The sequence below is a fragment of the Halopseudomonas sp. T1L2 genome, from assembly GCF_055397385.1.
In genome coordinates, this window is sequence record NZ_AP040865.1 from 482998 (window position 1) to 506352 (window position 23355).

The 23355-nt window shown below is 58.4% G+C and carries 20 protein-coding genes, 1 pseudogene and 1 other annotated feature; of the genes and pseudogenes, 15 read left to right on the forward strand and 6 right to left on the reverse strand.

Annotation, left to right across the window (positions count from 1 at the left end; genetic code table 11):
* Positions 1-160: 160 nt before the first annotated feature.
* The 7 genes from fabF to ACZ5WQ_RS02295 are packed head-to-tail and all read left to right on the forward strand — an operon-like array spanning position 161 to position 6079.
* Positions 161-1402, forward strand: a complete 1242-nt coding sequence (fabF, locus tag ACZ5WQ_RS02265) for a beta-ketoacyl-ACP synthase II (protein ID WP_338213483.1) — start codon at positions 161-163, stop codon at positions 1400-1402.
* Positions 1399-2229, forward strand: a complete 831-nt coding sequence (gene pabC, locus ACZ5WQ_RS02270; RefSeq protein WP_464383044.1) for an aminodeoxychorismate lyase — start codon at positions 1399-1401, stop codon at positions 2227-2229. Before fabF ends, pabC begins: the two co-directional genes overlap by 4 nt.
* Positions 2230-2258: 29 nt before the next feature.
* A complete protein-coding gene (mltG, locus tag ACZ5WQ_RS02275) occupies positions 2259-3284 on the forward strand; it encodes an endolytic transglycosylase MltG (protein WP_464383614.1) in 1026 nt (341 codons plus the stop codon).
* Positions 3281-3913 carry a dTMP kinase gene (tmk, locus tag ACZ5WQ_RS02280; RefSeq protein WP_228246209.1) on the forward strand — a complete coding sequence of 211 codons (633 nt, stop codon included), beginning with the start codon at positions 3281-3283 and terminating at the stop codon, positions 3911-3913. Before mltG ends, tmk begins: the two co-directional genes overlap by 4 nt.
* Complete coding sequence (locus ACZ5WQ_RS02285; protein ID WP_233049422.1) at positions 3906-4901, forward strand: DNA polymerase III subunit delta'; 996 nt, start codon at positions 3906-3908, stop codon at positions 4899-4901. The genes tmk and ACZ5WQ_RS02285 overlap by 8 nt, the downstream gene beginning before the upstream one ends.
* Positions 4902-4937: 36 nt before the next feature.
* Positions 4938-5294 (forward strand): PilZ domain-containing protein, encoded by a 357-nt coding sequence (locus tag ACZ5WQ_RS02290; protein WP_088275375.1) that lies wholly within the window; start codon positions 4938-4940, stop codon positions 5292-5294.
* Positions 5295-5299: 5 nt separating this feature from the next.
* Positions 5300-6079: a TatD family hydrolase gene (locus tag ACZ5WQ_RS02295; RefSeq protein ID WP_228246211.1), complete on the forward strand. Its 780-nt coding sequence runs from the start codon at positions 5300-5302 to the stop codon at positions 6077-6079.
* Between the two features lie 208 nt (positions 6080-6287).
* On the opposite strand, the gene ACZ5WQ_RS02300 is transcribed toward ACZ5WQ_RS02295, so the two are convergent.
* Positions 6288-7451 (reverse strand): aminotransferase class V-fold PLP-dependent enzyme, encoded by a 1164-nt coding sequence (locus ACZ5WQ_RS02300; protein WP_338213481.1) that lies wholly within the window; start codon positions 7449-7451, stop codon positions 6288-6290.
* 188 nt (positions 7452-7639) lie between these two features.
* Here ACZ5WQ_RS02300 and ACZ5WQ_RS02305 point away from each other — a divergent pair, with 188 nt between their 5' ends.
* Both ACZ5WQ_RS02305 and ACZ5WQ_RS02310 read left to right on the forward strand, forming a co-directional pair.
* Positions 7640-8278 carry a TetR/AcrR family transcriptional regulator gene (locus tag ACZ5WQ_RS02305; RefSeq protein WP_088275433.1) on the forward strand — a complete coding sequence of 213 codons (639 nt, stop codon included), beginning with the start codon at positions 7640-7642 and terminating at the stop codon, positions 8276-8278.
* 107 nt (positions 8279-8385) lie between these two features.
* Complete coding sequence (locus tag ACZ5WQ_RS02310) at positions 8386-9432, forward strand: amidohydrolase family protein (RefSeq protein ID WP_464383615.1); 1047 nt, start codon at positions 8386-8388, stop codon at positions 9430-9432.
* Here the strand turns inward: ACZ5WQ_RS02310 and ACZ5WQ_RS02315 are convergent.
* Entirely contained in the window at positions 9399-11057 is a 1659-nt protein-coding gene (locus ACZ5WQ_RS02315) for a carboxylesterase/lipase family protein (protein ID WP_338213740.1), read from the reverse strand. The genes ACZ5WQ_RS02310 and ACZ5WQ_RS02315 overlap by 34 nt on opposite strands.
* Before the next feature lie 208 nt (positions 11058-11265).
* Here ACZ5WQ_RS02315 and ACZ5WQ_RS02320 point away from each other — a divergent pair.
* From ACZ5WQ_RS02320 to ACZ5WQ_RS02330, 3 genes and pseudogenes are all read left to right on the forward strand, one after another.
* Positions 11266-11391: pseudogene (locus tag ACZ5WQ_RS02320) on the forward strand (radical SAM protein); the annotation flags it as partial.
* Between the two features lie 158 nt (positions 11392-11549).
* A complete protein-coding gene (gene gmtY, locus ACZ5WQ_RS02325; RefSeq protein WP_464383045.1) occupies positions 11550-12920 on the forward strand; it encodes a gamma-mobile-trio recombinase GmtY in 1371 nt (456 codons plus the stop codon).
* Positions 12895-15459, forward strand: coding sequence for a VPA1269 family protein (locus ACZ5WQ_RS02330; RefSeq protein WP_464383046.1), 2565 nt, complete (start codon positions 12895-12897; stop codon positions 15457-15459). The genes gmtY and ACZ5WQ_RS02330 overlap by 26 nt, the downstream gene beginning before the upstream one ends.
* Here the strand turns inward: ACZ5WQ_RS02330 and ACZ5WQ_RS02335 are convergent.
* Together ACZ5WQ_RS02335 and ACZ5WQ_RS02340 are read right to left on the reverse strand one after the other, a co-directional pair.
* Positions 15452-16614, reverse strand: a protein-coding gene (locus ACZ5WQ_RS02335) for an IS3 family transposase (RefSeq protein ID WP_464383047.1) whose coding sequence is annotated in 2 segments (ribosomal slippage) — positions 15452-16359 and positions 16359-16614 — 1164 coding nt in all. Because the reading frame shifts where the segments join, the coding sequence is not laid out codon by codon here. The genes ACZ5WQ_RS02330 and ACZ5WQ_RS02335 overlap by 8 nt on opposite strands.
* Before the next feature lie 227 nt (positions 16615-16841).
* A protein-coding gene (locus ACZ5WQ_RS02340) for an IS3 family transposase (protein WP_123891115.1) occupies positions 16842-18070 on the reverse strand; the annotation gives its coding sequence in 2 pieces (ribosomal slippage) (positions 16842-17782 and positions 17782-18070; 1230 coding nt in all).
* Positions 17676-17792 (reverse strand) — a sequence feature (AL1L pseudoknot). It overlaps the preceding gene by 117 nt.
* A 55-nt stretch (positions 18071-18125) precedes the next feature.
* Between ACZ5WQ_RS02340 and ACZ5WQ_RS02345 the strand changes: the two genes are divergently transcribed.
* Both ACZ5WQ_RS02345 and gmtX read left to right on the forward strand, forming a co-directional pair.
* Positions 18126-19184: a hypothetical protein gene (locus ACZ5WQ_RS02345; RefSeq protein ID WP_464383048.1), complete on the forward strand. Its 1059-nt coding sequence runs from the start codon at positions 18126-18128 to the stop codon at positions 19182-19184.
* Positions 19177-19812 carry a gamma-mobile-trio protein GmtX gene (gmtX, locus tag ACZ5WQ_RS02350; RefSeq protein WP_464383049.1) on the forward strand — a complete coding sequence of 212 codons (636 nt, stop codon included), beginning with the start codon at positions 19177-19179 and terminating at the stop codon, positions 19810-19812. Before ACZ5WQ_RS02345 ends, gmtX begins: the two co-directional genes overlap by 8 nt.
* 523 nt (positions 19813-20335) lie before the next feature.
* Here the strand turns inward: gmtX and ACZ5WQ_RS02355 are convergent.
* Both ACZ5WQ_RS02355 and ACZ5WQ_RS02360 read right to left on the reverse strand, forming a co-directional pair.
* The gene (locus ACZ5WQ_RS02355; protein WP_233048513.1) at positions 20336-21559 is read right to left on the reverse strand and encodes an IS256 family transposase; all 1224 of its coding nucleotides are present in this window, start codon (positions 21557-21559) and stop codon (positions 20336-20338) included.
* A gap of 159 nt (positions 21560-21718) precedes the next feature.
* Positions 21719-21940: a hypothetical protein gene (locus tag ACZ5WQ_RS02360; RefSeq protein WP_136869545.1), complete on the reverse strand. Its 222-nt coding sequence runs from the start codon at positions 21938-21940 to the stop codon at positions 21719-21721.
* A gap of 262 nt (positions 21941-22202) precedes the next feature.
* On the opposite strand from ACZ5WQ_RS02360, the gene ACZ5WQ_RS02365 reads away from it, so the two are divergent.
* Positions 22203-23231 (forward strand): IS30-like element ISPsp4 family transposase, encoded by a 1029-nt coding sequence (locus ACZ5WQ_RS02365; protein WP_464383050.1) that lies wholly within the window; start codon positions 22203-22205, stop codon positions 23229-23231.
* Positions 23232-23355: the final 124 nt, after the last annotated feature.

The following is a 23355-nucleotide window of genomic DNA, read 5'->3' on the forward strand; positions in this document are numbered from 1 at the left end:
CTGGTTTCCAGGCTGCGGCTTTTTTGCATCCGGCTATTTGCACCTGTCGGTTGTGCCGCGGTTCGTGTTGCCGCAAGCGGCATTTGCACGGACAATAGGGCGATTTTACGCAGGCTCGCGGGCCTGTAGCGGTTTTCACGAGTTGAATAAGGAGTGTGCCGTGTCGCGCAGACGCGTTGTTGTAACTGGTCTGGGTATGCTGTCGCCGCTGGGTAATTCGGTTGAGAGCAGTTGGCAGGCGGCCCTGGCGGGCAAAAGCGGTATCGGTCCGATCGAACATATGGATGTCAGTGCGTTCTCAACCCGCATCGGCGGCTCGGTTCGCGACTTTGACGTCGAGCTGTACATGGCGGCCAAGGAAGCGCGCAAGCTGGACCTGTTTATTCAATACGGTCTGGCGGCCTGTATTCAGTCGCTTCAGGACTCGGGTCTCGAAGTCACCGACGAGAATCGCGACCGCATTGGTGTGGTCATGGGGTCGGGTATTGGTGGTCTGACCAACATCGAGAAGAACTGTGAGCAGTTGCTGAACAGCGGCCCGCGTCGCATCTCTCCGTTCTTTGTGCCCGGCTCGATCATCAACATGGTCGCAGGTTACCTGTCTATTCAGTACGGTCTTCAGGGGCCGAACTACGCGCTGACCACTGCTTGCACCACTGGCACGCACAGCATCGGTATGGCCGCGCGCAACATTGCCTATGGCGAAGCCGATGTCATGGTGGCTGGTGGTTCCGAGATGGCGACTACCGGTCTGGGGCTGGGCGGTTTTGCCGCGGCCCGTGCCATGTCGACCCGCAACGATGACCCGCAGGGCGCGAGCCGCCCCTGGGATCGTGAGCGGGACGGCTTCGTGCTGTCCGACGGCGCTGGCGCCATGGTGCTGGAAGAGTACGAACACGCCAAGGCTCGCGGTGCGCGCATTTATGCCGAGCTGGTTGGTTTTGGCATGAGTGGTGACGCCTATCACATGACTGCACCGCCGGAAGACGGGCGTGGCGGAGCCAAGTGCATGGTCAATGCGCTCAGGGATGCCGGTCTGAACCCGGAGGATGTTGATTATATCAACGCCCATGGCACCTCGACTCCTGCTGGTGACATTGCCGAAACCTGTGCGGTCAAGTCTGTGTTTGGTGCCCACGCTCGTGATCTGGCCATCAGCTCGACCAAGTCGATGACCGGACACCTGCTGGGTGCTGCCGGCGCGGTAGAGGCGGTGTTCAGTGTGCTTGCACTGCGTGATCAGGTGGCGCCGCCAACCATCAACCTGGATAACCCGGACGAGGGGTGTGATCTGAACTACGTTGCCCATCAGGCGCAGCAGCGCAAGATTGAGGTCACGCTGTCCAACTCCTTCGGTTTTGGTGGCACCAACGGCAGTCTGGTATTCCGTCGCTGCGAATGAATCAAGCGACGCCGGCGGCCACAACATGGGTAAACGGGCAGCTGGCCGATCAGTTGCCTGTTACCGATCGCGGGCTCGCCTACGGTGACGGTCTGTTCGAAACCCTGCGCGCCTGTCGCGGCACACTGCCGTTGCAGGCGCTGCATCTGGCACGTCTGCGGCGCGGTTGTGCCGCGCTGCGAATACCCTTTCAGGCGGATTTGATTGCCGCCGAGCTGAACAACGCAGCAGCCAGTGTCGGCGACGGGGTGGTCAAGCTGATGCTGACCCGTGGCAGTGGGCAGCGGGGCTATGCCATGCCGGCTGACGCAACCCCGTCGCGGGTGATATCCACTTCCCCCTTGCCGCTGTATCCGCCCGACAGGCACGATGGCATTCAATTGTTTGCCTGTACAACGCGGCTGGCTGATCAGCCGCTGCTCGCGGGCATCAAGCATCTGAATCGACTGGAACAGGTGCTGGCGCGCAGCGAGTGGCAGGATCCGGCATTCGCCGAGGGCCTGGTGTGCGATCAGCAGGGAGCGGTAATCGAATGCACCATGAGCAACCTGTTTGCGCGCGTGGCAGGGCAATGGGTTACACCTGATCTCGGCCGTTGTGGTGTGCGCGGGGTGATGCGCGAATACCTGCTGGCGCAGTTGGCCGAGCGAGGGCGGCCGGCACGTGAAGGACGGCTGACGCGTGACGCCTTGTACCAGGCGGATGAGGTATTTTGCTGCAATAGTTTGATAGGGGTCTGGCCGGTTGTAGGGCTGGACGATCGGGTCTGGCAGGTCGGGGGCGAAACCCGGCTGCTGCAATCCCTGGCTGAACAGGTTTATCTGTGAAGATTTTTGCCAAGTTTCTGGTTGTTTCACTGTTTCTGGTTTGTGTCATTGGTCTGGCCGGCGGCGTGTGGGGCTTTCTCACCCTGCAGCGTGCGCTGCATCAGCCGTTACAGCTGACGGAGCCGAGCACGCTGGTGGTGGAGGCCGGCAGCACACCCGGGCGGGTCTTTGCCCGGCTGGAGCAGGAGGGTGTGCTAGAGGGGGCCGGCTGGCTGCGTCGATACTGGCAGTGGCAAATGCAAGGGGCGGTTTTGCATGTGGGCGAATATGCTCTGCAGCCCGAGATGACGGCGGCCGAGCTGCTGCACATGATGGAGCGCGGAGAGGTTGTTCAGCGTACCCTCACGCTGGTCGAAGGCTGGAATTTCAGTCAGGTGCGCCAGGCGCTGCGTGCGGCCGAACACCTGGAGCAGACCTTGTCGCCAGACCTGAGCGATGCCGAGGTCATGGCGGCTCTGGGGTATGAGGGTGAACATCCGGAGGGACGTTTTTTCCCGGATACCTATCAGTACACGTTGGGCATGAGTGATCGGGACATCCTGCAGCGCGCGCACGAGCGTATGGCGCAGGTACTGGCGGAGGTTTGGGCAGAGCGTGATGAGGGCTTGCCGATCAAGTCTGCTTACGAGGCACTGATTCTCGCGTCGATCGTGGAGAAGGAAACCGGAGTACCGTCCGAGCGGGCCGAAATCGCTGGCGTATTTACCCGTCGGCTGCGCATCGGCATGCGTTTGCAGACCGATCCGACCGTGATTTACGGCATGGGGACGGACTATCAGGGCAATATACGTCGTCGCCATCTGCAGCAGGCGACACCTTACAACACCTATGTGATTGATGGTCTGCCGCCGACGCCGATTGCCATGCCCGGGCGCGAGGCGATCGAGGCTGCTGTGCATCCGGCTGACGGCAAGAGCCTGTATTTTGTTGCCAGGGGGGATGGCTCGCACGTGTTCTCCAATACCCTGGCTGAGCATAACCGGGCGGTGCGTGCGTTTCAGCTCAAGCGCCGCAGCGACTATCGATCCAGCCCTGCACCGGAGAGCGCACAATGACAGGTGTATTTGTCACCCTGGAAGGGCCTGAGGGTGCAGGCAAGTCAACCAACCTCGGTTATGTTGCCGACGCATTGCGCCGCGCAGGCTGTGAACCGCTGTTGACCCGTGAGCCGGGTGGTACTCCGATTGCCGAGCGGATGCGCGGCATTCTGCTCGAGCACCATGAAGAGCCGATGGACCCGGATGCGGAGTTGTTGCTGGTTTTTGCTGCGCGCGCCCAGCATCTGAATCGGGTGATCAAGCCGGCGTTGGCGCAGGGGCGTGTAGTCATCAGTGATCGCTTTACCGATGCGACCTACGCCTATCAGGGCGGCGGGCGGGGGATCGACGCTGCTCGCATTGCTGCGCTTGAAAACTGGACTCAAGGCAGTTTGCGGCCTGATTTGACGCTGGTGCTGGATGTGCCGGTTGAGGTGGGTATGGCGAGGGCGCGGGCGCGCAGCGCACTTGACCGTTTTGAAAGCGAGCAGCGGGCGTTCTTTGACGCGGTGCGCGAGACCTATTTGCGGCGTGCTGCAGAACATCCGGCGCGCTATCGAGTCGTCGATGCCAGTGGTGAGCTGGACCAGGTTCAGCGTCACCTTGAACCGGTCATCGCACAGATTCTGGAGCGCTGGCGTGCTTGAACAGGCCCGTACCCCCTTGCCATGGCACGAACCGCTGTGGGCTGCGTTGGCCGCCCAGCAGCAATTTGCCCATGCCTATCTGTTCTGTGGCGCGGCGGGTGCAGGCAAGCGTCATTTCGCTGCAGCGTTCGCCGGCTGGCTGATGTGTGACCAGCCTGGACCACAAGGCCCGTGCCAGCAGTGTCGCAGCTGTTTGCTTCGCCAGGCCGGCAGTCATCCCGACCTGCTGCTGATCGAGCCGGAGGAGGAGGGCAAGGCGATCCGCGTAGATGCCATCCGTCAGTTGGTTGGCTTCATCAGTCAAACCGCCCAGCAGGGCGGGCGCAAGGTGGTTGTGCTGCATCCGGCCGAGGCGATGAACCAGAACGCCGCCAATGCGCTGCTCAAGTCGCTTGAGGAGCCAACTGCCGAGACCTATCTGCTGCTGATCAGTGATCAGCCGAGTCGTCTGCTGCCGACCATCCGCAGTCGGTGCCGGGTGCAGCCCCTGGGGTTGCCCGGTCTGCAGCAGGCCCGGGACTGGCTGGGGGCGGAGCTGCCGGATGTGGACGACAATCAGCGTACGCTTCTGCTGCAGATGGCTATGGGGGCTCCGTTGCGAGCGCTGGATTTGCATCAGCAGGGGGCCGTTGCCCACCGGGAAAAGGTGGTTGAAGGTGTCAAGGCGCTGCTGAAGGGACAGATATCCGCGCCCAGGCTGGCCGAGCAGTGGAATAGCATCGCCCTTGATTTGCTGCTGGACTGGTTTGCCGCCTGGACGCTGGAGTTGCTGAAACTGAATCAGGGGGCGCAGGAGGCGGCAAGCAGCGCCGATATGGACAAGGTTCTGGGCTACTTGGCATCGCGGATTCAGGCAAGCGAGCTGCTCGATTGGCAGGATTGGCTGTTGCAGCACCGTCGGCAATTCGACAACAAGGCCAACCTCAATCGCCAGCTGTTCCTCGAAAAGCTGCTTGCGCGCTGGAAAATGCTGGCCGAAAGACGTTAATCTGGCGGCCATCGCGTTGAGTGAAAGGAATGATCAATGACTAATCCCACGGCTCCGGGGCCTCGCAACGGTATTCTGTCGCTGACGATCAAGGACAAGTCGGTGCTTTATGCGGCCTACATGCCGTTCGTCAAGCATGGCGGGCTGTTCATTCCGACCAACAAGAATTACCGCCTCGGTGACGAGGTGTTCATGCTGCTGAATCTGATGGACGAGCCGGAGAAGATCCCGGTTGCCGGCAAGGTTATCTGGGTAACCCCGAAGGGTGCCCAGGGCAATCGCGCGGCAGGTATCGGTGTCCAGTTCAGTGATCAGGATAATACCGCGCGCAGCAAAATCGAAACCTATCTGGCCGGTGCGCTGCAATCGGATCGGCCGACCCACACCATGTAGTCTTCATGCTTATTGATTCGCACTGTCATCTGGATCGTCTTGATTTAACGCCCTACAACGGCTCCCTTGATGCGTTGCTGGATGCAGCTCGCGGCCGCGGTGTCGGCAAGTTTCTCTGTATCGGGGTCGATGCCGACAACGCTGCTACCGTGCAGCAACTGGCCGACAGCCATGCAGATGTGTTCTGCAGCGTCGGTATTCATCCGCTCGATCTCAAGGATGGCAAGGCGACCGATCTGGTCTGGCTACTCGAGCGACTGCAGCATCCGCGCACTGTAGCCATCGGCGAAACCGGGCTCGACTATCACTACCAGCCCGAGTTGGCCGAGCAGCAGAAAGCGTCCTTCGCCATTCATCTTGAGGCGGCGAAGCAGACGGGGAAGCCGGTGGTGATTCATACCCGCGCGGCACGCCAGGATACGCTGGAGATGCTGCGCGAGGCAGACCTTGCCAATGCCGGTGTGCTGCATTGCTTTACCGAAGACTGGGAGATGGCCCGGGCCGCGCTGGATATGGGCTATTACATTTCGCTGTCGGGCATTGTGACCTTTCGCAATGCCGACGCATTGCGCGAGGTGGCGCGTCAGGTTCCTGCTGACCGCTTGCTGGTTGAGACCGATTCTCCCTATCTGGCGCCGGTTCCCCATCGCGGAAAGTCGAACGAACCACAGTTTGTCTGTGAAGTGGCGGCATTTCTGGCCGAGTTGCGCGGTGAGGCCCTGGAACATTTCCGTGAGCAAACTACCGATAACTTCCATCGCTTGTTTCCTCTGGCGCAAAGCTGATTTCGAGGCAAAAAAAACCCGAATTCTGGGGGAGGAATTCGGGTTAAGACCATTAGGAGTGATACAGAGGCAGGGCAGTGCCTGCCAGCACAGGAGCAACACTTGGGGGGTATGTCGTTCCTGATAACTTCAGTATTGTCGAAATTGCCCTGCTTTCCAGCTTCATTTCCCGCGTTTATAAACTGATTTGGAATACGCTCTGCGTATTTTATCGTGAAGTGTTGTTATCTCTTTGCGAGGCAATCAGTGCTTCCAGCTGTTCGACCGCCCGCCGCAGGCAAGCGCTGCTGGTGTAGAAATGGGGTGACCAGCGAATACCACCGCCGCGCAGCGCGCAGATCACGCCCTGATCCATTAACTGGCGATGCAGCTCTTTTAGCGTAACGCCCTCAACTGAAAACGTCAGAATGCCCGATCGTCGTTCGTTGCTCAGATTGCTGAGTATGCGCACGCCCGGGATCGCCTCCAGCAAGCTGGCAAGCAGGCAGATGCGGCGGTCGAGCTCGGCAGCGACGGTATCCATGCCGATCTCAAGCAGCAGCGACAGGCTGGCTGACAGAGCTTGTTGAGCCAGGGTGTTTGGGCTGCCGGCCTCGAATCGCCGCGCCGAACGGGCCGGCTGCCAGTCGCAGCGATCATAATCGCCCATCGCCTCAACCATATGCCAGCCGTGCTGGGTCAGCTTCAGTTGATCCCGTACTCGACCGTGGCAATAGAACACACCAAGGCCTTCCGGGCCGAGTAGCCATTTGTGGCCGTCAGCCATGGCAAAATCGCAGTCAATCGTCTGGACATCCAGTGGCTGCGCGCCGAGGGTCTGTATGGCGTCCACGCAGAACAGGACGCCGCGTTCGCGGCAGGCTTGCCCAAGGCGTTCCAGATCCATGCGCAGTCCGCTGCCGTATTGCACGGAGCTGATGCTCAGCAGGCGGGTGCGCGGCGTCATCGCGTTGATCAGCGCCTGTTCCGGCTGGTTGCCCAGCGCCACGCTGCAAACCCGAACGCCCTGGTCTGCCAATGCCTCCCAGGGAATGCGGTTTGAGGGAAACTCCTGATCGCTGATCAGAACTTCATCGCCGGGTGCCCAGGATAATCCCTGGGCGACAAAGGACAGGGCCTCGGAGGTGTTCTTGACCAGCGCGATATCGCTGACCGCAGGGGCATTAAGCAGGGCTTTAAGTTGCTCGCGCAGGTGTTTTTCGGTCCGGCTCCAGCGCGGATAGTCGCGCGCACCCTGAATCAGGTTTTCGCGGGCGAAGGCGCTGACGGCGTCCGCTGCCCGCTTCGGCCAGGGAGCTACCGCGGCATGATTCAGGTAGCAGAGTTTCGGATCCTGCGGGAATTCATGCTGCCATTGCTGGTTGAGATCCATGTCGAGCCTCATGTGTGGTGCCATTTTGGCCAAAGATGGGACTGGCACGCGCGGTTATGCCTTAACGGGCCTTTTTCCCCATATTTAGACACATTTGAACTGGATAGTCAGCTTGTAAGCAAATCTGGGCAGCGAGTCATCAACTTGGCATAATGGGGCACTTTGCCAATTTGAATCCGGGTACCTTGATGCAGAAAGAGTCACGTAAAGTTCGCGAATTTCGTCGTCGTGAGCAGGAAATTCTCGATAGCGCGCTGCGCCTGTTCCTTGAGCAGGGTGAAGACAGTGTAACCGTCGAGATGATCGCAGACGAGGTTGGCATCGGCAAAGGGACCATCTACAAGCATTTCAAGTCCAAGGCAGAGATTTATCTGCGGTTGATGCTCGACTATGAGCGAGACCTGGCTGATTTGCTGCATTCGGAGTCCATCGAGCGCGACAAGGCGGCCCTCTCGCGGGAGTACTTCGCGTTTCGCATGAGCGACCCCGAGCGCTATCGGTTGTTTGACCGGCTGGAAGAAAAGGTGGTCAAGTCGAACCAGTTGCCGGCCATGGTCGAAGAGTTGCACAAGATCCGGACCTCCAACTTCAATCACATCACCGGTGTGATTCAGTCCCGTATCGATGATGGCAAGCTGGAAGATGTTCCTGCCTACTTCCATTACTGCGCAGCATGGGCGCTGGTGCACGGCGCGATGGCCATGTACCACTCGCCGTTCTGGCAGGACGTGATCAAGGATCAGGAGGGCTACATGCAATTTTTGATGGATGTAGGCGTGCGAATGGGCAACCGATTCAAACGCCGCAAGGACGGTGAGGAAGCCTAGCCCGAGGCTGGTGCTGAACTCCTGATTTGACCGGCAGTCTCAAACTGGGCAGCCATGTCAGGAGTCAGACCTTGCCCATCTTTCGCATACTTGCTGTGGGCGTGCTCATGCTGGGCACGTTGCCAGGCAACCCCGCCCAGGCGCGGGACTATCGATACACCGACGCCCACCTGCATTACGTTGATTTCTTTCAGGAGTCAGAAGGGGCGGACGCGCTTATTCAGGCGATGGACGCCGCCGGTGTCGATCATGCCATGATCAGTGGTGTGCCTGTCGCCAAGCAATGGCACGAGAATGAGCCCAAGCGCCCGCGCTATTACGCTGGTGACGATGGCGGCGCCTACTGGTTCAGTGCAACCGATGTGCTGGTCGCTGATGCGATTGCGTCGATGCCGGCGGACCAGCGTCGGCGGTTTCATCCCTTTCTATCCGGCTTCAATCCGAACGACAAGAACGCAGATGCCCACATCCGTCGCATGCTCGAGCTGTATCCCGGCTTTTGGCAGGGAATAGGCGAGGTATTTACCCGGCACGACGATCTGACAGCGCTGATCCATGGTGAACCACCGCGGGCCAACAGCGAGGCCATGCACCGGGTCTATGCGCTGGCCGCGGAGTATGATCTGCCGGTGCTGGTGCACAGCAATATCACCTCGCAGCGTGAGCGTAATCCGCTCTATCTGGCCGAAATGGAAGAGCCGCTGCGCAACCATCCGCGGGTACGCTTTATCTGGGCGCATGCCGGCACCAGCATGGAAATTCATCGCCATCAGACACAATTGCCGTTTTTATTGCCGACGTTGCGCCGGCTGCTGACCGCCTACCCGAATCTGTATATTGATCTGTCCTGGACGCTGCGCGAGCCCTATCTTCTTGACTCGGAAGGCAAGCCGGACCCTGACTGGGTTGCTCTGGTCGAGGATTTCCCCGAGCGCTTTATGCTCGGCTCGGATGTGGTGGGGCAGTTCGGCAGTATCGGAAAATATATGCGCGGGTTTGAGCCGTTTCTTGATGCGTTACCGGAAACGGTAGCGCGTGGGGTTGCACGGGATAACTTTCTCGCTATCTTGCCGAGCGCCGAGTTGCGATCGGCCCCGCCGGGCGAGGCCGATCTGGTCGATCAGCGCAATACCAGTGGCGGGTCAGCCCAGTAGCTGCAGTGGTGATAGCCCAGGAAGCCAAGCGTATTTGCGTTGCTTGCGTTGGGTACGTCCAGCGTCATCAGGTTTCCGGTCGCTGCCTGCTGCCAGGCTGCTGCGACCCCGTCGGTGGTGTTGGGGTCGCCGGTTTTGGCGAACTGGGTCCAGTAGTCGACCATCTCGCCGGCCAGACTGTTCAGGTCATCCGGATCGCCGGTATAGCGCTGCTCCATGATGGCCTGTGGGTAGAGTACGTAAGGGATTTCCCCGGCGTGGGTGGCCCCCAGCGGGAAGCTCACAGCAAATGGCGGCACCAGGGTCCAGGGGGCGTCCTCGTCACGGAACCAGTACTGGAAGGTATTCATGCTGGCGCCGGCAAAGGTGCTGGCCTGCGAGTAGGCGTTGCAGGCGAACATGAAGTCGGTCCAGATACCGGACAGGGCTGCCTCGAAGGGTTTTGCCTCACCGTCAACAAAGTCCAGATAATCGGTGGCGATCTGGTCGTCGTCGAAGGGGATACTCGCCTGGTAGGGCTGGAAGAACTCGGCAACGCGCTCACGGTATTCCGCCTCGCCATCAATAGGATCGCCTCCTACTTCATCCAGCGCGACGAACAGGGTGCCCTCGTTCTGGTTGCTGCCGATCATGATGTCGAGCGAGCTGTTGAAGTCGCCGTCGGCCAGTGCCTGCTGAATGGACTTGGGCAGCAAGTCGTCGTCCGGATCCACAACCGGGATTGACTGCGAGCCCTGGGCCGCCAGGAACGCCGATACCGGCAAGGAGCGCAGGCAGCTTGCAGCGGTCTCCGGGTCGGTGCAGCCGAGTCCATTGGCTACCGATGTGCCGAGGAACTGCGCTGTTGCCTTGGGCATCTGGAAGGGCGCGTAGGAGCCGCTCTGGACAATGGCGCGCTGGAACAGGTCCGCCTCTTCAGCCCGAGGCGAGACTATGTGGCTCATCACGCTGTGGCCACCGGCGGACTCGCCGAAGATTGTGACATTGGCCGGATCACCGCCAAAGGCAGTGATGTTTTCCTTGACCCAGGCCAGCGCCAGCTGCTGATCCATCAGGGCAAAGTTACCGGCGTCGGATTCCAGGGCAGGGTGGGCCAGAAAACCGAGATTGCCAAGGCGATAATTGAGGGTCACGACGATAACGTCCTGTTCGACCAGGCGCGTCGGGTCGTACTCACCGCCGCCGTTACCAAACACGAAGGCGCCACCATGGATCCAGACCATCACCGGCAGATCCTCCGCTTCAGCGGGCGCATAAACGTTCAGGTACAGGCAGTCCTCGTTGCCTACCTGCTGGCCAGTGGTCAGATCGGACTGCGGGCAGCTGTTGCCGAACTCTTCGCTCAGTCTGAGTGTTTCACTTCTGCTGGCGGGTGGCTGCGGCGGGGCGAGGCGCAGGTCGCCAACCGGCGGCGCGGCGTAGGGAATGCCACGGAAGACGCGGATGCCGTCGTTGCTGATACCGACGACTTTGCCCTCGCTGGTTTCAATCGCCAGGGGGTTGGGGCCGTCGGCACCGCCACCGCCGCCACCTGACAGGCAGGCGGATAGCGTGAGGGCCGCGACGGCGACGGAAAGTAGCTTGAGTGTTGATGCCGAGGTCGGCGTCAGGCGAGCAGTACTCATTATTGTTGTCCTGTACTGTTTAAAAGATTGAGGCATATGCTGAAAGTGATCCGGCCTCAGGGCGAATGCGAGTTATGCGTATGCGTAGAAACTATATGTGAACTCTGTCACGCAGAGCTAAACACGTCCGGGTGGTTTGCTTCGCCAGTCAGACTGGCTATGATGTGCGGTTTTGTGCGGCTCAGCGCCGGGTACAGAGGAGAGGGGCATGGCTATGCAAGAGGCGTTTCCGGTCAGTTATATCGAGCCGGTTTTCCGCCCGCCGAGTGAGGCGCATTCGCTGATTTTGCCGGTGACCAACGGCTGTTCGTGGAACAAGTGCACGTTCTGTGATTAGTTATCCTCGTTTGCAGTCCTAAATCCTCCCGCAAGATCCCTCATTCCGCATAATTTTTTCAAATTTGGCAGCAGATTTCGTTTGCCTGTATGAATAGAAGCAGTAAAGTTACCCCAAGGAAGTAAATAAAATCCAAAAGTATTGCAGGACGGCGCGTGGCCATTATCCTCGAATCATCGCATAGAGAGTTCAGAACCATTGTCGCTGACGCGACTGGCGTTCAGTGCGTCTTGCCCGTCATCGTCACCGAGCATGGGGTGCTGGATCAGTTTGTTCGCTACATGCACCTGAACCGGCTCAAGAGTCGATCATGGCAAGAGTCTGCGACCTTCGCGGTGCAGCTGCTTCTGGAGTACATGGAGGCAAATCAAGGGCTCTATGACGCGCCGAGGGCGTTGTTCGCCGCCTTTTCCGACGCGCTCTATACCGGCACTGTGTCGAATAGCATCGACCCCTCGGGCCTATGGTGGCAGCCCAGGCAACCCGAAGATGCCAGCAAGTTGATCGGCCATGTCAGCCGATTCAGCGACTGGCTGGCTGTCGTCAACGAAGACGCCAAGATGCAGCTCAATCCTTGGCGGCAGGCGACTCGGCATGAACAACGGCTGAATTGGGCAGCCTATTCGCACCGCAGGGATAACGCCTTTCTTTCCCATCTCTGGCGTTCATCGTCGCAGACGAAGCAGTCCCGAGTCGTGCGCTCAAGGACAATGCCCGTTGAACGGCAAGCGCCGATCAAGGCATTTCCAGAGGAATACTTCGAGCTGCTGGTATGCGAGGGTTTCCGCAGGAGGTCACGAGATTCACGCGGGCCTACAGACCTTCGAAATGTCCTGATTACCTACCTCATGCACTACGGTGGTTTAAGGCTGTCTGAAGCGCTATCGCTTTGGAGTGAAGACGTTAGCCTAGAGGCCGGGGAGGTCATCGTCCGTATTTATCACCCTGAATACGGGCTGGCACCTGGCGGTAAAGGCAATCGCGCTGCTTACCTTCAAAGCCAGTACGCGCTGCAACCCCGCAACCGACTGGTCAAGGCGACCGACCCGCTGTTCATCGGGTGGAAGAACAGCCTGATTACCGACCCGCACAGACGCTGTTTCGAGGTCTTTTTCTTCCCCCATGAAGCCGGGCAGATTTTTGCCGAGTTGTGGCGTGACTACCACCTGAAACAGCGGATAAAGCCGAAGGCCAGCGAAGGTCATCCCTATACCTTTACCAACCGCGACGGCCAGCCCTACTCGCATCGCATGTTCCGCAAGGCTCACAGGTTGGGTATTGAGAGGATTGGGTTAGTGTACGAGAAGAGCGAGGGCACAACCCCGCATGGCCACCGCCATGCCTATGGACAGCGACTGGCTCGCGATGGCGCCGACCCGCTGTTGATCAAGAACGCCATGCACCATGCCTCGATCACATCAAGTCAGACCTACACGCAGCCCACAACGGCGCAAATGCGTCAGAGTCTCCGAGACCTGGAAGCGCGGCTGCGCTTCCAACATGCAGATGATTCCCACGACCTTTGACCAAGGACTGACGCCGATGCCAACCAAGAAAAATTTTTATAACTACTCCGGGGCAAAGGCAGCAGTCCAGGCGCTGGGCATCAAGAGTCTGCCCGACTACATAAAGCGCTACCGCGAAGACCCGCGGCTGCCGTCCCGCCCCAGAGAGTTATATGCCGACGCCGGCTGGATAGACTGGTACGACTTCCTCGGCAATGAACGGCCCGACATCTACCCGACCTACGCCGAGGCAAAGGCAGCAGTCCAGGCGCTGGGCATCAAGAGTCTGCCCGACTACAAAAAGCGCTACCGCGAAGACCCGCGGCTGCCGTCCAGCCCCAATGAGTTCTATGCCGACGCCGGCTGGATGGACTGGTACGACTTACTCGGCAATGAACGGCCCGACTTCTACCCGACCTACGCCGAGGCCCAGGCGGCAGCCCAGGCGCTGGGCATCAAGAGTCTGCCCGACTACATAAAGCGCTACCGCGAAGACCCGCGGCTGCCGTCCCGCCCCAGAGAGTTATATGCCGACGCCGGCTGGATAGACTGGTACGACTTCCTCGGCAATGAACGGCCCGACATCTACCCGACCTACGCCGAGGCACAGGCGGCAGCCCAGGCGCTGGGCATCAAGAGTCGGCTCGACTATACAAAGCGCTACCGCGAAGACCCGCGGCTGCCGTCCAGCCCCAGTGATGTCTATGCCGCCGCCGGTTGGATAGACTGGTACGACTTCCTCGGCAATGAACGGCCCGACTTCTACCCGACCTACGCCGAAGCCCAGGTGGCAGCCCAGGCGCTGGGCATCAAGAGTCTGCCCGACTACAAAAAGCGCTACCGCGAAGACCCGCAGCTGCCGTCCCGCCCCGATTCGTTCTATGCCGACGCCGGCTGGATAGACTGGTACGACTTCCACGGCAATGAAAACCCCGACATCTATCCGACCTACGCCGAGGCCCAGGCGGCAGCCCAGGCGCTGGGCATCAAGAGTCAGCCCGACTACATAAAGCGCTACCGCGAAGACCCGCGGCTGCCGTCCAGCCCCAGTGATGTCTATGCCGCCGCCGGTTGGATAGACTGGTACGACTTCCTCGGCAATGAACGGCCCGACTTCTACCCGACCTACGCCGAGGCCCAGGCGGCAGCCCAGGCGCTGGGCATCAAGAGTCTGCCCGACTACATAAAGCGCTACCGCGAAGACCCGCGGCTGCCGTCCCGCCCCAGAGAGTTATATGCCGACGCCGGCTGGATAGACTGGTACGACTTCCTCGGCAATGAAAACCCTAGCGCTGCTCTGGCGGACTACCCACACATGTGGGCAAATGTTGAGCTGTGGTTGAAGAACCAAACAAACATCGTCGGAAAGAAAGCCGCGATGAGGGTGTTTTTGAGTGGTTTCTATCAGGTACAGGAATTGCCAGATGAGCCGGTACACCTGCTGCTGCGAGCCAATCCATTTCCCACTGAGGCCTATCAGCAGTTCATTGAAGCCCAGGCTGAGTCCCAGAAAAGGCCCTATCACAGTGCTATCGCGGCCTTTTTCGGTTGGATTTTGGATGAACATTGCACCGATGCCGACACGGACGAGCGCATTGTGCTTGCTGAGTTCCGGAATCCCTTTCAAACGGTGCTGGCCGGCTTTGCAGATAGCTTGCAGGCCTATCGCCCCAACCAGTCCACCAAGCCGCCGCTTGGTTATGAATACATCCTACGGGCGCGCAATTTCCTCGTGCCGAACGGCGAACAGGTATTGCAGACAAGGCCCAGTCTGACGGATCTGCCGCACCTACAAGACTTCTTTGCGACCCGCGCCGACTGGATTTATGTGGATGAATCGCTGATCGACCGCGACGATCCGAACTGCATCTGGCGCGAGGTTAAGGCTGACCGCAAAATGAAAGGCAAGCGCGAAGTAGTAAACAGCTATCAGATTTGGTCGCCTGTTCGCTTCGTGGCGCTCTACACACTTCTGCGATTTCCGCTGCGCGGCCAACAGATTCTTTGGCTGGACAGCGGCGAGGCGGATAAAGAGATAGCTGTTCTCGATGCTGAGCATGGCGGTGTTCGCTGGGAGAAGAACACCGGCCCCCTGGCTGGGAAAGGGAGCAAGAAACGCCAGCCACAGGCTGTGGTACAGCGCGGCGACAAGGAAGCGCCAAAGCTCTATGTGACTACCAACAAGACCGGACGCCAGGGAGGGGGCTACGAAGTTCCGTGGATTCCTGATGATCTGCTCTATTGGTTCCTCTTGCTGCGTGACTGGCAGGCCAAGTACAGCCCGCTTAAAGAGCCGACGAGCTGGTCTGATATCAAGCTTCGTGCTGAAACCAATGAGAAAATTTTGCAGGCGCGTGGCACCCAGTGTTTTCTATTCCGCACGGACGCCTCGGGTCAGCCGGCGTTCACCACAACGGTTTTCACTCATACTTTGCCGGCATTGCTCTACGCGATTCAGCGCCCGGGCGAAAACCTAGCCAGCGAAAGCCCCAACTTTAAGGCGAACAATCAGCGCTATATCAGCCCCTACACACCGCACAGCCTTGTAGTGGTCAACTGATCCCGGACACTGTTTTAAGTTTTTCTTCTGCCACTACCGGTGCGATCCCCCCATTGAAGGCATGGGGCCGCTCCTGATTGTAATATCCCATCAGGTAGCTGCTGATATCCTTCCGGGCAGCGGCCAGGCTGTGGTAGCCCATCGGCGGTATCCATTCCGTTTTCAGGCTGCGGAACAGACGCTCCATGGGGGCGTTGTCCCAGCAATTTCCACGACGGCTCATGCTCTGTACCAGGCGGTAACGCCAGAGCCTTTGCCGGAACTTGCGACTCGCATACTGCGACCCTTGATCCGAATGGAACATAACCCCGTGGGGGCGCCCACGCTGTTCCCAGGCATGATCCAGAGCCTGAACAACCAGATCTGCATCGGCGGTATCAGACATAGCCCAGCCGACCACCCGACGGGCATACAGATCCAGTACTACCGCCAGATAGCTCCAGCGCTGCCCCGTCCAGATGTAAGTGATATCACCACACCAAACCTGATCAGGCTGTGCCACATCAAACTCCCGATCCAGTCGGTTAGGGATATCCAGCCGCTCCACTGTTGCTCGTTTGTACGCGTGAGGCCCCGGCTGCTTGCAGACCAAGCCCAGCTCGCTCATCAGCCGGCGCACCTTGAAGCGACCGATGCCGACTCCCTGGTCGTTCAGTAAACCCTGTATGGTACGGCTACCTGCGGAGCTGCGGCTTTTGTTGAACAGCTCGTTAACCTGGGCCCTCAGGGCTACACGCTCAGCATCCACACGCTGGACCTTCTGGCGGTGTTCGTAATAACAGGAACGATTGATATCAAAGGCTGCGCACACCATGTCAACCGGGGCTTGCTCTCTCAACTGGTCAATCAGCGTGTACGTTTCCAGTCGTCCGACATCAAGAGAGCGGTAGCCTTTTTTAGGATGGTCTTCTCCATCTCCAACCGCCGGCAACGCTCTTCCAACTCCTGAATTCGCTGCTGCTCTGGCGTCATGGCTTTGCCTTTAGGGGTTACACCCTGCCGCTCCTCAGTGAGCTGTTTGACCCATTTGCGCAGGACACTTTCAACCACACCCAACGATAGGCTGGCTTGAGTAATGCTGTAGCCTTGGTCCAGCACCAGGCTGGCTGCTTCCTGTTTGAATTCAGGGGTAAAAGTACGTCGCTTTCTTGTCATCGAACACCTCTCAATGGCGAGTATTGTCGCCTAGTTGGTGTCCGGTTTCATTAGACCACTACACCTGCGTGTCAGTCTGATTACGGCGTTCATCGCAGACGGCGAAGCGCCTATTCACCTTATCTCCAAGCTTGTTGGTCATTCATCGCTAGTGATGACGATCTACTACATCAGGCTGAACAACGATCTGAACCGCCCCGGGTTTCGCGGAGGCTGTTTGGTTTAAGTCAAGCCGCCACCTTGGAAGCCTGACTGGCTAGTTGCCGATAGTAGTTTGCCTCAGCCTCTGCCGGCGGTATATATCCGATGGGTTCGAGCAGTCGCTGGTGATTGAACCAATGCACCCATTGGAGCGTGGCCAGTTCCACCTGCTCACGATTGCGCCACGAGCGTCTGTGGATCACTTCGGCCTTGTACAGGCCGTTAATCGTCTCAGCCAGGGCATTGTCGTAGCTGTCCCCTTTGCTGCCTACCGACGGCTCCACGCCAGCCTCGGCCAACCGTTCGCTGTAGCGGATACTGACGTATTGCGACCCGCGATCGCTATGGTGGATCAGATGGCTACCGCGTTCAGGCTGACGTGCGTATAAGGCCTGTTCCAGCGCATCCAGCACGAAGTCGGTTGTCATCGATGGGCTCACCCGCCAGCCGACAATGCGCCGGGCAAAGACGTCCACAACGAAGGCCACGTACAGCCAGCCTTGCCAAGTGGAAACATAGGTGAAGTCGGACACCCACAACTGATTCGGTCGGTCGGCTCGGAACTGCCGGTTCACCTTGTCCAGCGGGCACGGAGCCTTGTGGTCGCTGACTGTGGTGCGGACGATCTTGCCACGCCGGACTCCGCGCAGGCCAAGTCGTCGCATCAACCGCTCGACCGTGCAGCGGGCCACGGCGTCTCCTTCACGGTTCATCTGCTTCCAAACCTTGTCAGCACCGTAAACTTGCAGGTTCGCGTTCCACACAGCTTCGATCTTTGGCATCAACTTGCTGTCGCGCCGGGCTCGGTGGCTTTGCAAATCCGGATTTCGACGGCGGGCGGCATACCGGCGATAGGCTGACGGGGCAATCTGCAGCACCGTGCAGATTGGCTCGACCCCAAAAGCATCCCGGTGTCCATCCACCAGAGCGTAGATCACTTCAGCCGGCGGTCGAGCTCCGCCTGGGCGAAAAACGCACTGGCCACCTTGAGTATTTCGTTGGCCCGGCGCAACTCCTTGACCTCGCGCTCGAGCTCTTTGACGCGTTGCGCGTCGGCTGTGCTGACGCCCGGCCGTACGCCGGCATCGACGTCTGCACGCTTGACCCATTCCAGCAACGTTTGGGGTACGCAGCCGATCTTGGGTGCAATCGACTCGACCGCCGACCACAGCGAGGGATAGTCGCCGCGATGCTCTTGCACCATCCGCACGGCTCGTTCACGGACTTCAGGGGAAAACTTGTTTGTCTTGTTCATGGCTTCATCTTCTCAGGAGTTGAAGCCTCCGCGAAACCCGGGGCGGTTCAATCAGATGCGCCGTACCATGGGCGAGACTGAGAAGCGCGCCGCAGAGATTTCAACTCAGCACCATGCTGAAGTGCTTAGGACGCAGGGGTTACAGCCGCTTCGCCATCAACTGATTGCAACGGACGGAAATCGCTTGCTGCTCGAATCTGACGTGCCGAACTCGGCCTGCGTGGTGTTCGATCACGGCATATGTCCCATGTCAGGCGCTGCATGCCAAATCGGCGGCGAGGCTGTAGCCGAGAGAAAAGTTGAAAGTCTTTATGCCCCTGTCGAGGCGGGCTATCTCGGGCAGAAAAATTGCCCGCGATGTCGGTTCTTTGTCACCGGGGTTCCGTTCCTTGGCGGCCTAGTGGCGCTGGCCAACGAACTCGCGTTGGAGATTCATGCGGAAAGCGCACGTTTTCAGAGCTACGCGGCGGAGGTCGGTCGGCTTGAGAAGGACTGGTATGACGCCTGCCAAGCCAATCAACCAGACACTCAGCACTCGATACGAAAGCAGGCGAGCGCCAACCAGCAACTGAGCGCGGGGAAGCTCGATGGTCTGCTGACTGACTATGCAGCCGTCAATCACTACGTCCAGGGCTGCCTGAAACTCATCAATGAAGGCGAGCAGGGCGGCGAAGGCGAGAATGGCGTCAGACTAATCGCCAGTGGAGATCTTGCCGAGGTCGGTGTCGCTTTTGACGAATCCAAGACTAACTACCATTTGCTGGCCGAGATCTGCCAGAATGCGACCATCTATCGGTCTGCTAATCCCTCGCGGGCCGTGCCGCTGATCGCCCAGGCCATCGACCGTATGGCCGAGAACAACGGCTTGGCGCCGACCATGTACAGGCTCGACGACGAACAGAAGCTGGTCGTTGCCAACGAAATGAACCGAATTCTCCTTCAGCGTTTAGGGTCCTGGGAAAAGATCGACGACCTGTTTTCGGGCGACCTGATGCTGCTTGACATCGACGCTCACGAGCCGGAACTGACGCGCATTTCGACCGAGATCAAACAGCTTTTCTCCAATCCGAGTAGCACGCGCCACTTGACCCACGAGGCTTCTATCAATGAGTGATCAACTTGTTTCGCCGCAGGACACCTTCGGGCGGCTGATGAGCGAGGCCAGCGATAGCCGCCGTAAGCGCAGCCTTGAAGCCATCAACGAAGCCTGCCGGCTGCTGCATGAGCGGCACTCCTCGGACTTCTCCTACAAGACCATCATCACTCTTGGTAATGACCGTGGGCTTCCAGTCCCCGGCGAAAAGTCCATCGTCAATAAGACCGGCGAGCATTACCGGGAGCTGATCCAGTCTTGGAAACTCGCGTCGCTGCCCAAGGCCAGTAAGGCAAAAGCTGATCCAAATGATTGGATCGAACACATCCAAGACCCGGTTCTGCGCATGAGCGTGAGCCTGCTCGCCAAAGAGTTGCGGGCGCTCAAGGCCAAGGCGTCGCGCAAGGCTGCGCACAGTAGCGCACCGATCATCCTGGGAAACGTGGCGGGGCAAGCCGTTCCCACTCGGCCGCTCTTGAATGATGCTGAGTTGGGAGCGTTGAAAGCTGCGATTGATCCGGCCTCGCTTGGCCTGGTCGGGCTGTCGATTGGCAGCAGGGGTGAATTGGTGGATGTGAAAGGGCGGACGATCCACAAACCTGGCTTCCGCGACGCCATTGAAAAGGTTCTGGCTGTGGAGGTGAAGTGAAAACCGCCATTTAGGGTAGATTCACGGTTTTGTACGTATTCAAAGGAGCAATAGTGTGAACACGGAAAATCATTCCCAGACGGCCGCCTTTCTCTGGTCGATTGCCTAACTGCTGCGGCGCTTAGAGTGTGTGCTGGAGACGACCAAGGAGGCGGTAATCCGTGAGTCCTATGTGCAGGCTAGCCTGATCTGGTGGCGTCCCAGTTGTACCTTGTAGAACCGTCATCATTTAGCCTTTCACCTTTCACTGATCATATGCCACTGATGTTCGGGATACTAAAGAATGGAATTTTCCAGCCAAACCAATAACGAAGAAACAGCACCTATTAAAATCACAGATGCAACACCGAGCCATCTCCCTTTAGTGACTCTGCTGTGCCCAAATATTGCGTAGTCGTGCATTTGTTTGCTCCTATGTATTCAGTAATTAATGTACGACCACAGAAGCCATCCCATCCAACCGCTCCTTGGTCTTTTCCCACTCGAGGGTGTGCAGAATTCTGTGTAACCGGGGATGGGGTTACTACTGTGGCAGCCTGCCTTCGTAGCTGATCGTAAAGCGTGTCAGTGCCGCTTTCCAGTCACGGATCGGCATCGTCCATTTCTTGCTGATGTTGCGTAGCGCCAGATAGAACAGTTTCAGCAGCGCCTCGTCGCTGGGGAACGAGCCGCGGTTCTTGGTTATCTTGCGCAAACTCATGTTCACCGACTCAATGGCGTTGGTGGTATAGATCACTTTGCGGATCTCCGGTGGGAAGTCGAAGAACGGCGTGATCCGAGCCCAGTTGCGCCGCCAGGACTGACCAATTGGCAGGTAGTCGTCATCCCATTTGGTTTCGAACTCGCCAAGGCGCAGCTCAGCCTCGTCCGCCGTGCTGGACTGGTAAATCCGCTTCAGGTCAGCCGCTACCTCGGCGCGCCGTTTCCAAGAGACGTAGTTCAGGCTGTGCCTGACCATATGCACGATGCACAGTTGCACGCTGGTGTGCGGGAAGACAGCCTCGATGGCCTCGGGGAAGCCCTTCAGGCCATCCACGCAGGCGATGAAGATGTCCTGCACGCCACGGTTGCGCAACTCGGTCACCACCTGCAACCAGAACTTGGCACCCTCGCTCTGGGCGATCCATAGCCCGAGGATTTCCTTCTCCCCGGCCAGGTTGATGCCCAGCGCCAGGTAAACCGCCTTCACCCGCACGGCACCCTCACGCACCTTGGTGTGGATGCAGTCGAGGTAGACGATGGGATAGACCGCGTCGAGCGGCCGTGACTGCCAGGCCTTCACCTCATCGGTTACGGCATCGGTCACCGAGGAGATCAGACTGGGCGATACCTCGGCGCCATACATCTCCTGTAGGTGTGCCTGAATCTCGCGCACGGTCATGCCCCGTGCGTACAGCGAAAGAATCTTGTCGTCGAACCCCACCCAGCGGGTCTGGTGCTTCTCGACGATCTGCGGTTCGAAGGTGCCATGCCGATCACGCGGTATCTCAATGGGCAGCTCGCCGAACTCGCCCTTGAGCTTCTTGCGGCTAAAGCCGTTGCGGGTATTGCCAGACGAGTTACCGACCGGCTGATGCTTGTCGTGCCCCAGATGGTGAGTCAACTCGGCATCCAGCGCACGCTCAACCAGCTTTTTGGTCAGCTGCTTGAGGATGCCTTCGGCACCAATCAGGTCTTCAGGTTTTTGATAGTTGGCCAAGAGCTGATCCAGCAGCTCGTCGGTGATGGGATGTAGTTTCTTGCTCATCGTGTCTCCGGTTCGGAGCGACAGTGTCGCTCATTAGCCGGTTACACAAAAATTCGTACACCTCCACTGAATCGCTTTACGATTCAGTTCGAAGACCGCATGATGCCCTTGTAATCAACCCTACAGGTTACACAAAATTCAGTACACCCCCCCTTTCTGTTAGCGATTGTCTGACGCGGTTGTAGCACCTCCAGTATTTTTCGTACTGTTTTTTGCTTCATCCTCTTTTATTTGTTGATCACGGGCTTCTCTGCGCTCTTTGTTTTGTTCACGCAGGTTCTCTACCATCTGCCGGTAACGCATGCTCCCATCTTCTGCATGGACTACCGCAGTAACGTTCAGCGCAAATAAAAACATGAAAATCGTTGCTAGGGTCCTCATGGCTATACCTCTCATCTGAAATGGATTTTTGGGGACTCGTTAGTATGGTACATGGCGTCACCTGTCCGGCTGGTGACGCTGCGATTACAAAAATGTCATGCTGAAATAGATCAACGATCCGACCTTGTATTACCTCAATGTAATGTCCGTTTCACTTTGGTGACAGAAACGGTGTGCCATCATGTGCTTTGGATAATTCTAAAGGCAGGGCGGCGGCAAAAACTGAGTGCAACACCTGACCTTTCCGGTACGGTGCTGCCCCATGTCTTATTCCGAACTCAGCGTTGAAGAGCGTGCCACCATTCAAGTTAGTCATGCCCAAGGCCTCAGCTTGCGCAGGATTGCCTGCTTGATCAACCGATCCCCTTCGACGGTCAGCCGAGAGATGCGCCGCAATCGAGATGCAGCTGGCAGCTACTCGGCCCGCGTGGCTCAGCAGCGGATGAAGGTCCGCCGCCAGGCTTGTCGGCCCATGCGAAAGCTGCTGCCAGGTAGTGAGCGCTTTGAACTGGTGATCCATATGCTGCGCCAGCGTTTGTCTCCCGAGCAGATTGCCGGCAAGCTGCGCAGTATGAACATACCCAGTCTTAGAGATGCCTACGTCTGTCGCGAGACGATCTACAACGCGATCTATGCCCTGCCCGTCGGTGAGCTGCGCAAGGAGTTGATCCTTTGTTTGCGCCAAGGCAAGATGACACGTAGACCACGCCTTGGCGGTGTGGATCGGCGCGGGCAGATTCCAGAGATGGTCAGCATTCACTTGCGCCCGCCGGAAGTTGAAGACCGACTGATGCCGGGGCATTGGGAAGGCGACCTTATTAAGGGTAAGGCTAACGCCTCTTCTGTAGGTACGCTGGTGGAGCGCACTAGTGGCTACCTGATGCTGGTGAAGATGAACGACGCGACGGCGACCTCGGCAATGGAGGGCTTCAGCGCCGCCCTCAATAACATGCCGCTGGCGATGCGCAAGAGCATGACCTACGACCAGGGCAGGGAAATGGCACAGCACGCCGAGATCACCCAGAGAACCGGTGTGGCGATCTACTTCTGTGACCCGCACAGCCCTTGGCAGCGCGGCAGCAACGAAAACATTAATGGCCTGATCCGCCAGTACCTGCCCAAGGGCACTGACTTGTCGGTACATAGCCAAGAAGAACTGGATGCCATTGCGTTTCAACTGAACATGCGTCCACGTAAGCGCTTCGATTTCAAATGTCCTATCGAAGTCATGAGCGAAGTGATGCAGAAAGCCTTGGCTATGCAATATGATGCTCCTGCGTCAATTCAATAACCGTGTTGCACTCAGCTCCTGCAACCGCCTTGTTTTAATTGTAGCGCATAGTAAGCTTATGCTTCGCTGCAGTGATTGTCGGTCTGCTTGGTGTCGAGTGTAGTGGTCTAATGAAACCGGACAC

What these genes read in the sequence shown, in the direction of transcription:
- ACZ5WQ_RS02295 (WP_228246211.1), top strand. Translation starts at nt 5,300, where the DNA reads ATGCTTATTGATTCGCACTGTCATCTGGATCGTCTTGATTTAACGCCC.
- ACZ5WQ_RS02365 (WP_464383050.1), top strand. Translation starts at nt 22,203, where the DNA reads ATGTCTTATTCCGAACTCAGCGTTGAAGAGCGTGCCACCATTCAAGTT.
- ACZ5WQ_RS02360 (WP_136869545.1), bottom strand. Translation starts at nt 21,940, where the DNA reads ATGAGGACCCTAGCAACGATTTTCATGTTTTTATTTGCGCTGAACGTT.
- tmk (WP_228246209.1), top strand. Translation starts at nt 3,281, where the DNA reads ATGACAGGTGTATTTGTCACCCTGGAAGGGCCTGAGGGTGCAGGCAAG.
- pabC (WP_464383044.1), top strand. Translation starts at nt 1,399, where the DNA reads ATGAATCAAGCGACGCCGGCGGCCACAACATGGGTAAACGGGCAGCTG.
- ACZ5WQ_RS02355 (WP_233048513.1), bottom strand. Translation starts at nt 21,559, where the DNA reads ATGAGCAAGAAACTACATCCCATCACCGACGAGCTGCTGGATCAGCTC.
- ACZ5WQ_RS02310 (WP_464383615.1), top strand. Translation starts at nt 8,386, where the DNA reads ATGCTGGGCACGTTGCCAGGCAACCCCGCCCAGGCGCGGGACTATCGA.
- ACZ5WQ_RS02345 (WP_464383048.1), top strand. Translation starts at nt 18,126, where the DNA reads ATGCGCCGTACCATGGGCGAGACTGAGAAGCGCGCCGCAGAGATTTCA.
- ACZ5WQ_RS02305 (WP_088275433.1), top strand. Translation starts at nt 7,640, where the DNA reads ATGCAGAAAGAGTCACGTAAAGTTCGCGAATTTCGTCGTCGTGAGCAG.
- ACZ5WQ_RS02315 (WP_338213740.1), bottom strand. Translation starts at nt 11,057, where the DNA reads ATGAGTACTGCTCGCCTGACGCCGACCTCGGCATCAACACTCAAGCTA.
- ACZ5WQ_RS02300 (WP_338213481.1), bottom strand. Translation starts at nt 7,451, where the DNA reads ATGGATCTCAACCAGCAATGGCAGCATGAATTCCCGCAGGATCCGAAA.
- ACZ5WQ_RS02330 (WP_464383046.1), top strand. Translation starts at nt 12,895, where the DNA reads ATGCAGATGATTCCCACGACCTTTGACCAAGGACTGACGCCGATGCCA.
- ACZ5WQ_RS02290 (WP_088275375.1), top strand. Translation starts at nt 4,938, where the DNA reads ATGACTAATCCCACGGCTCCGGGGCCTCGCAACGGTATTCTGTCGCTG.
- gmtX (WP_464383049.1), top strand. Translation starts at nt 19,177, where the DNA reads ATGAGTGATCAACTTGTTTCGCCGCAGGACACCTTCGGGCGGCTGATG.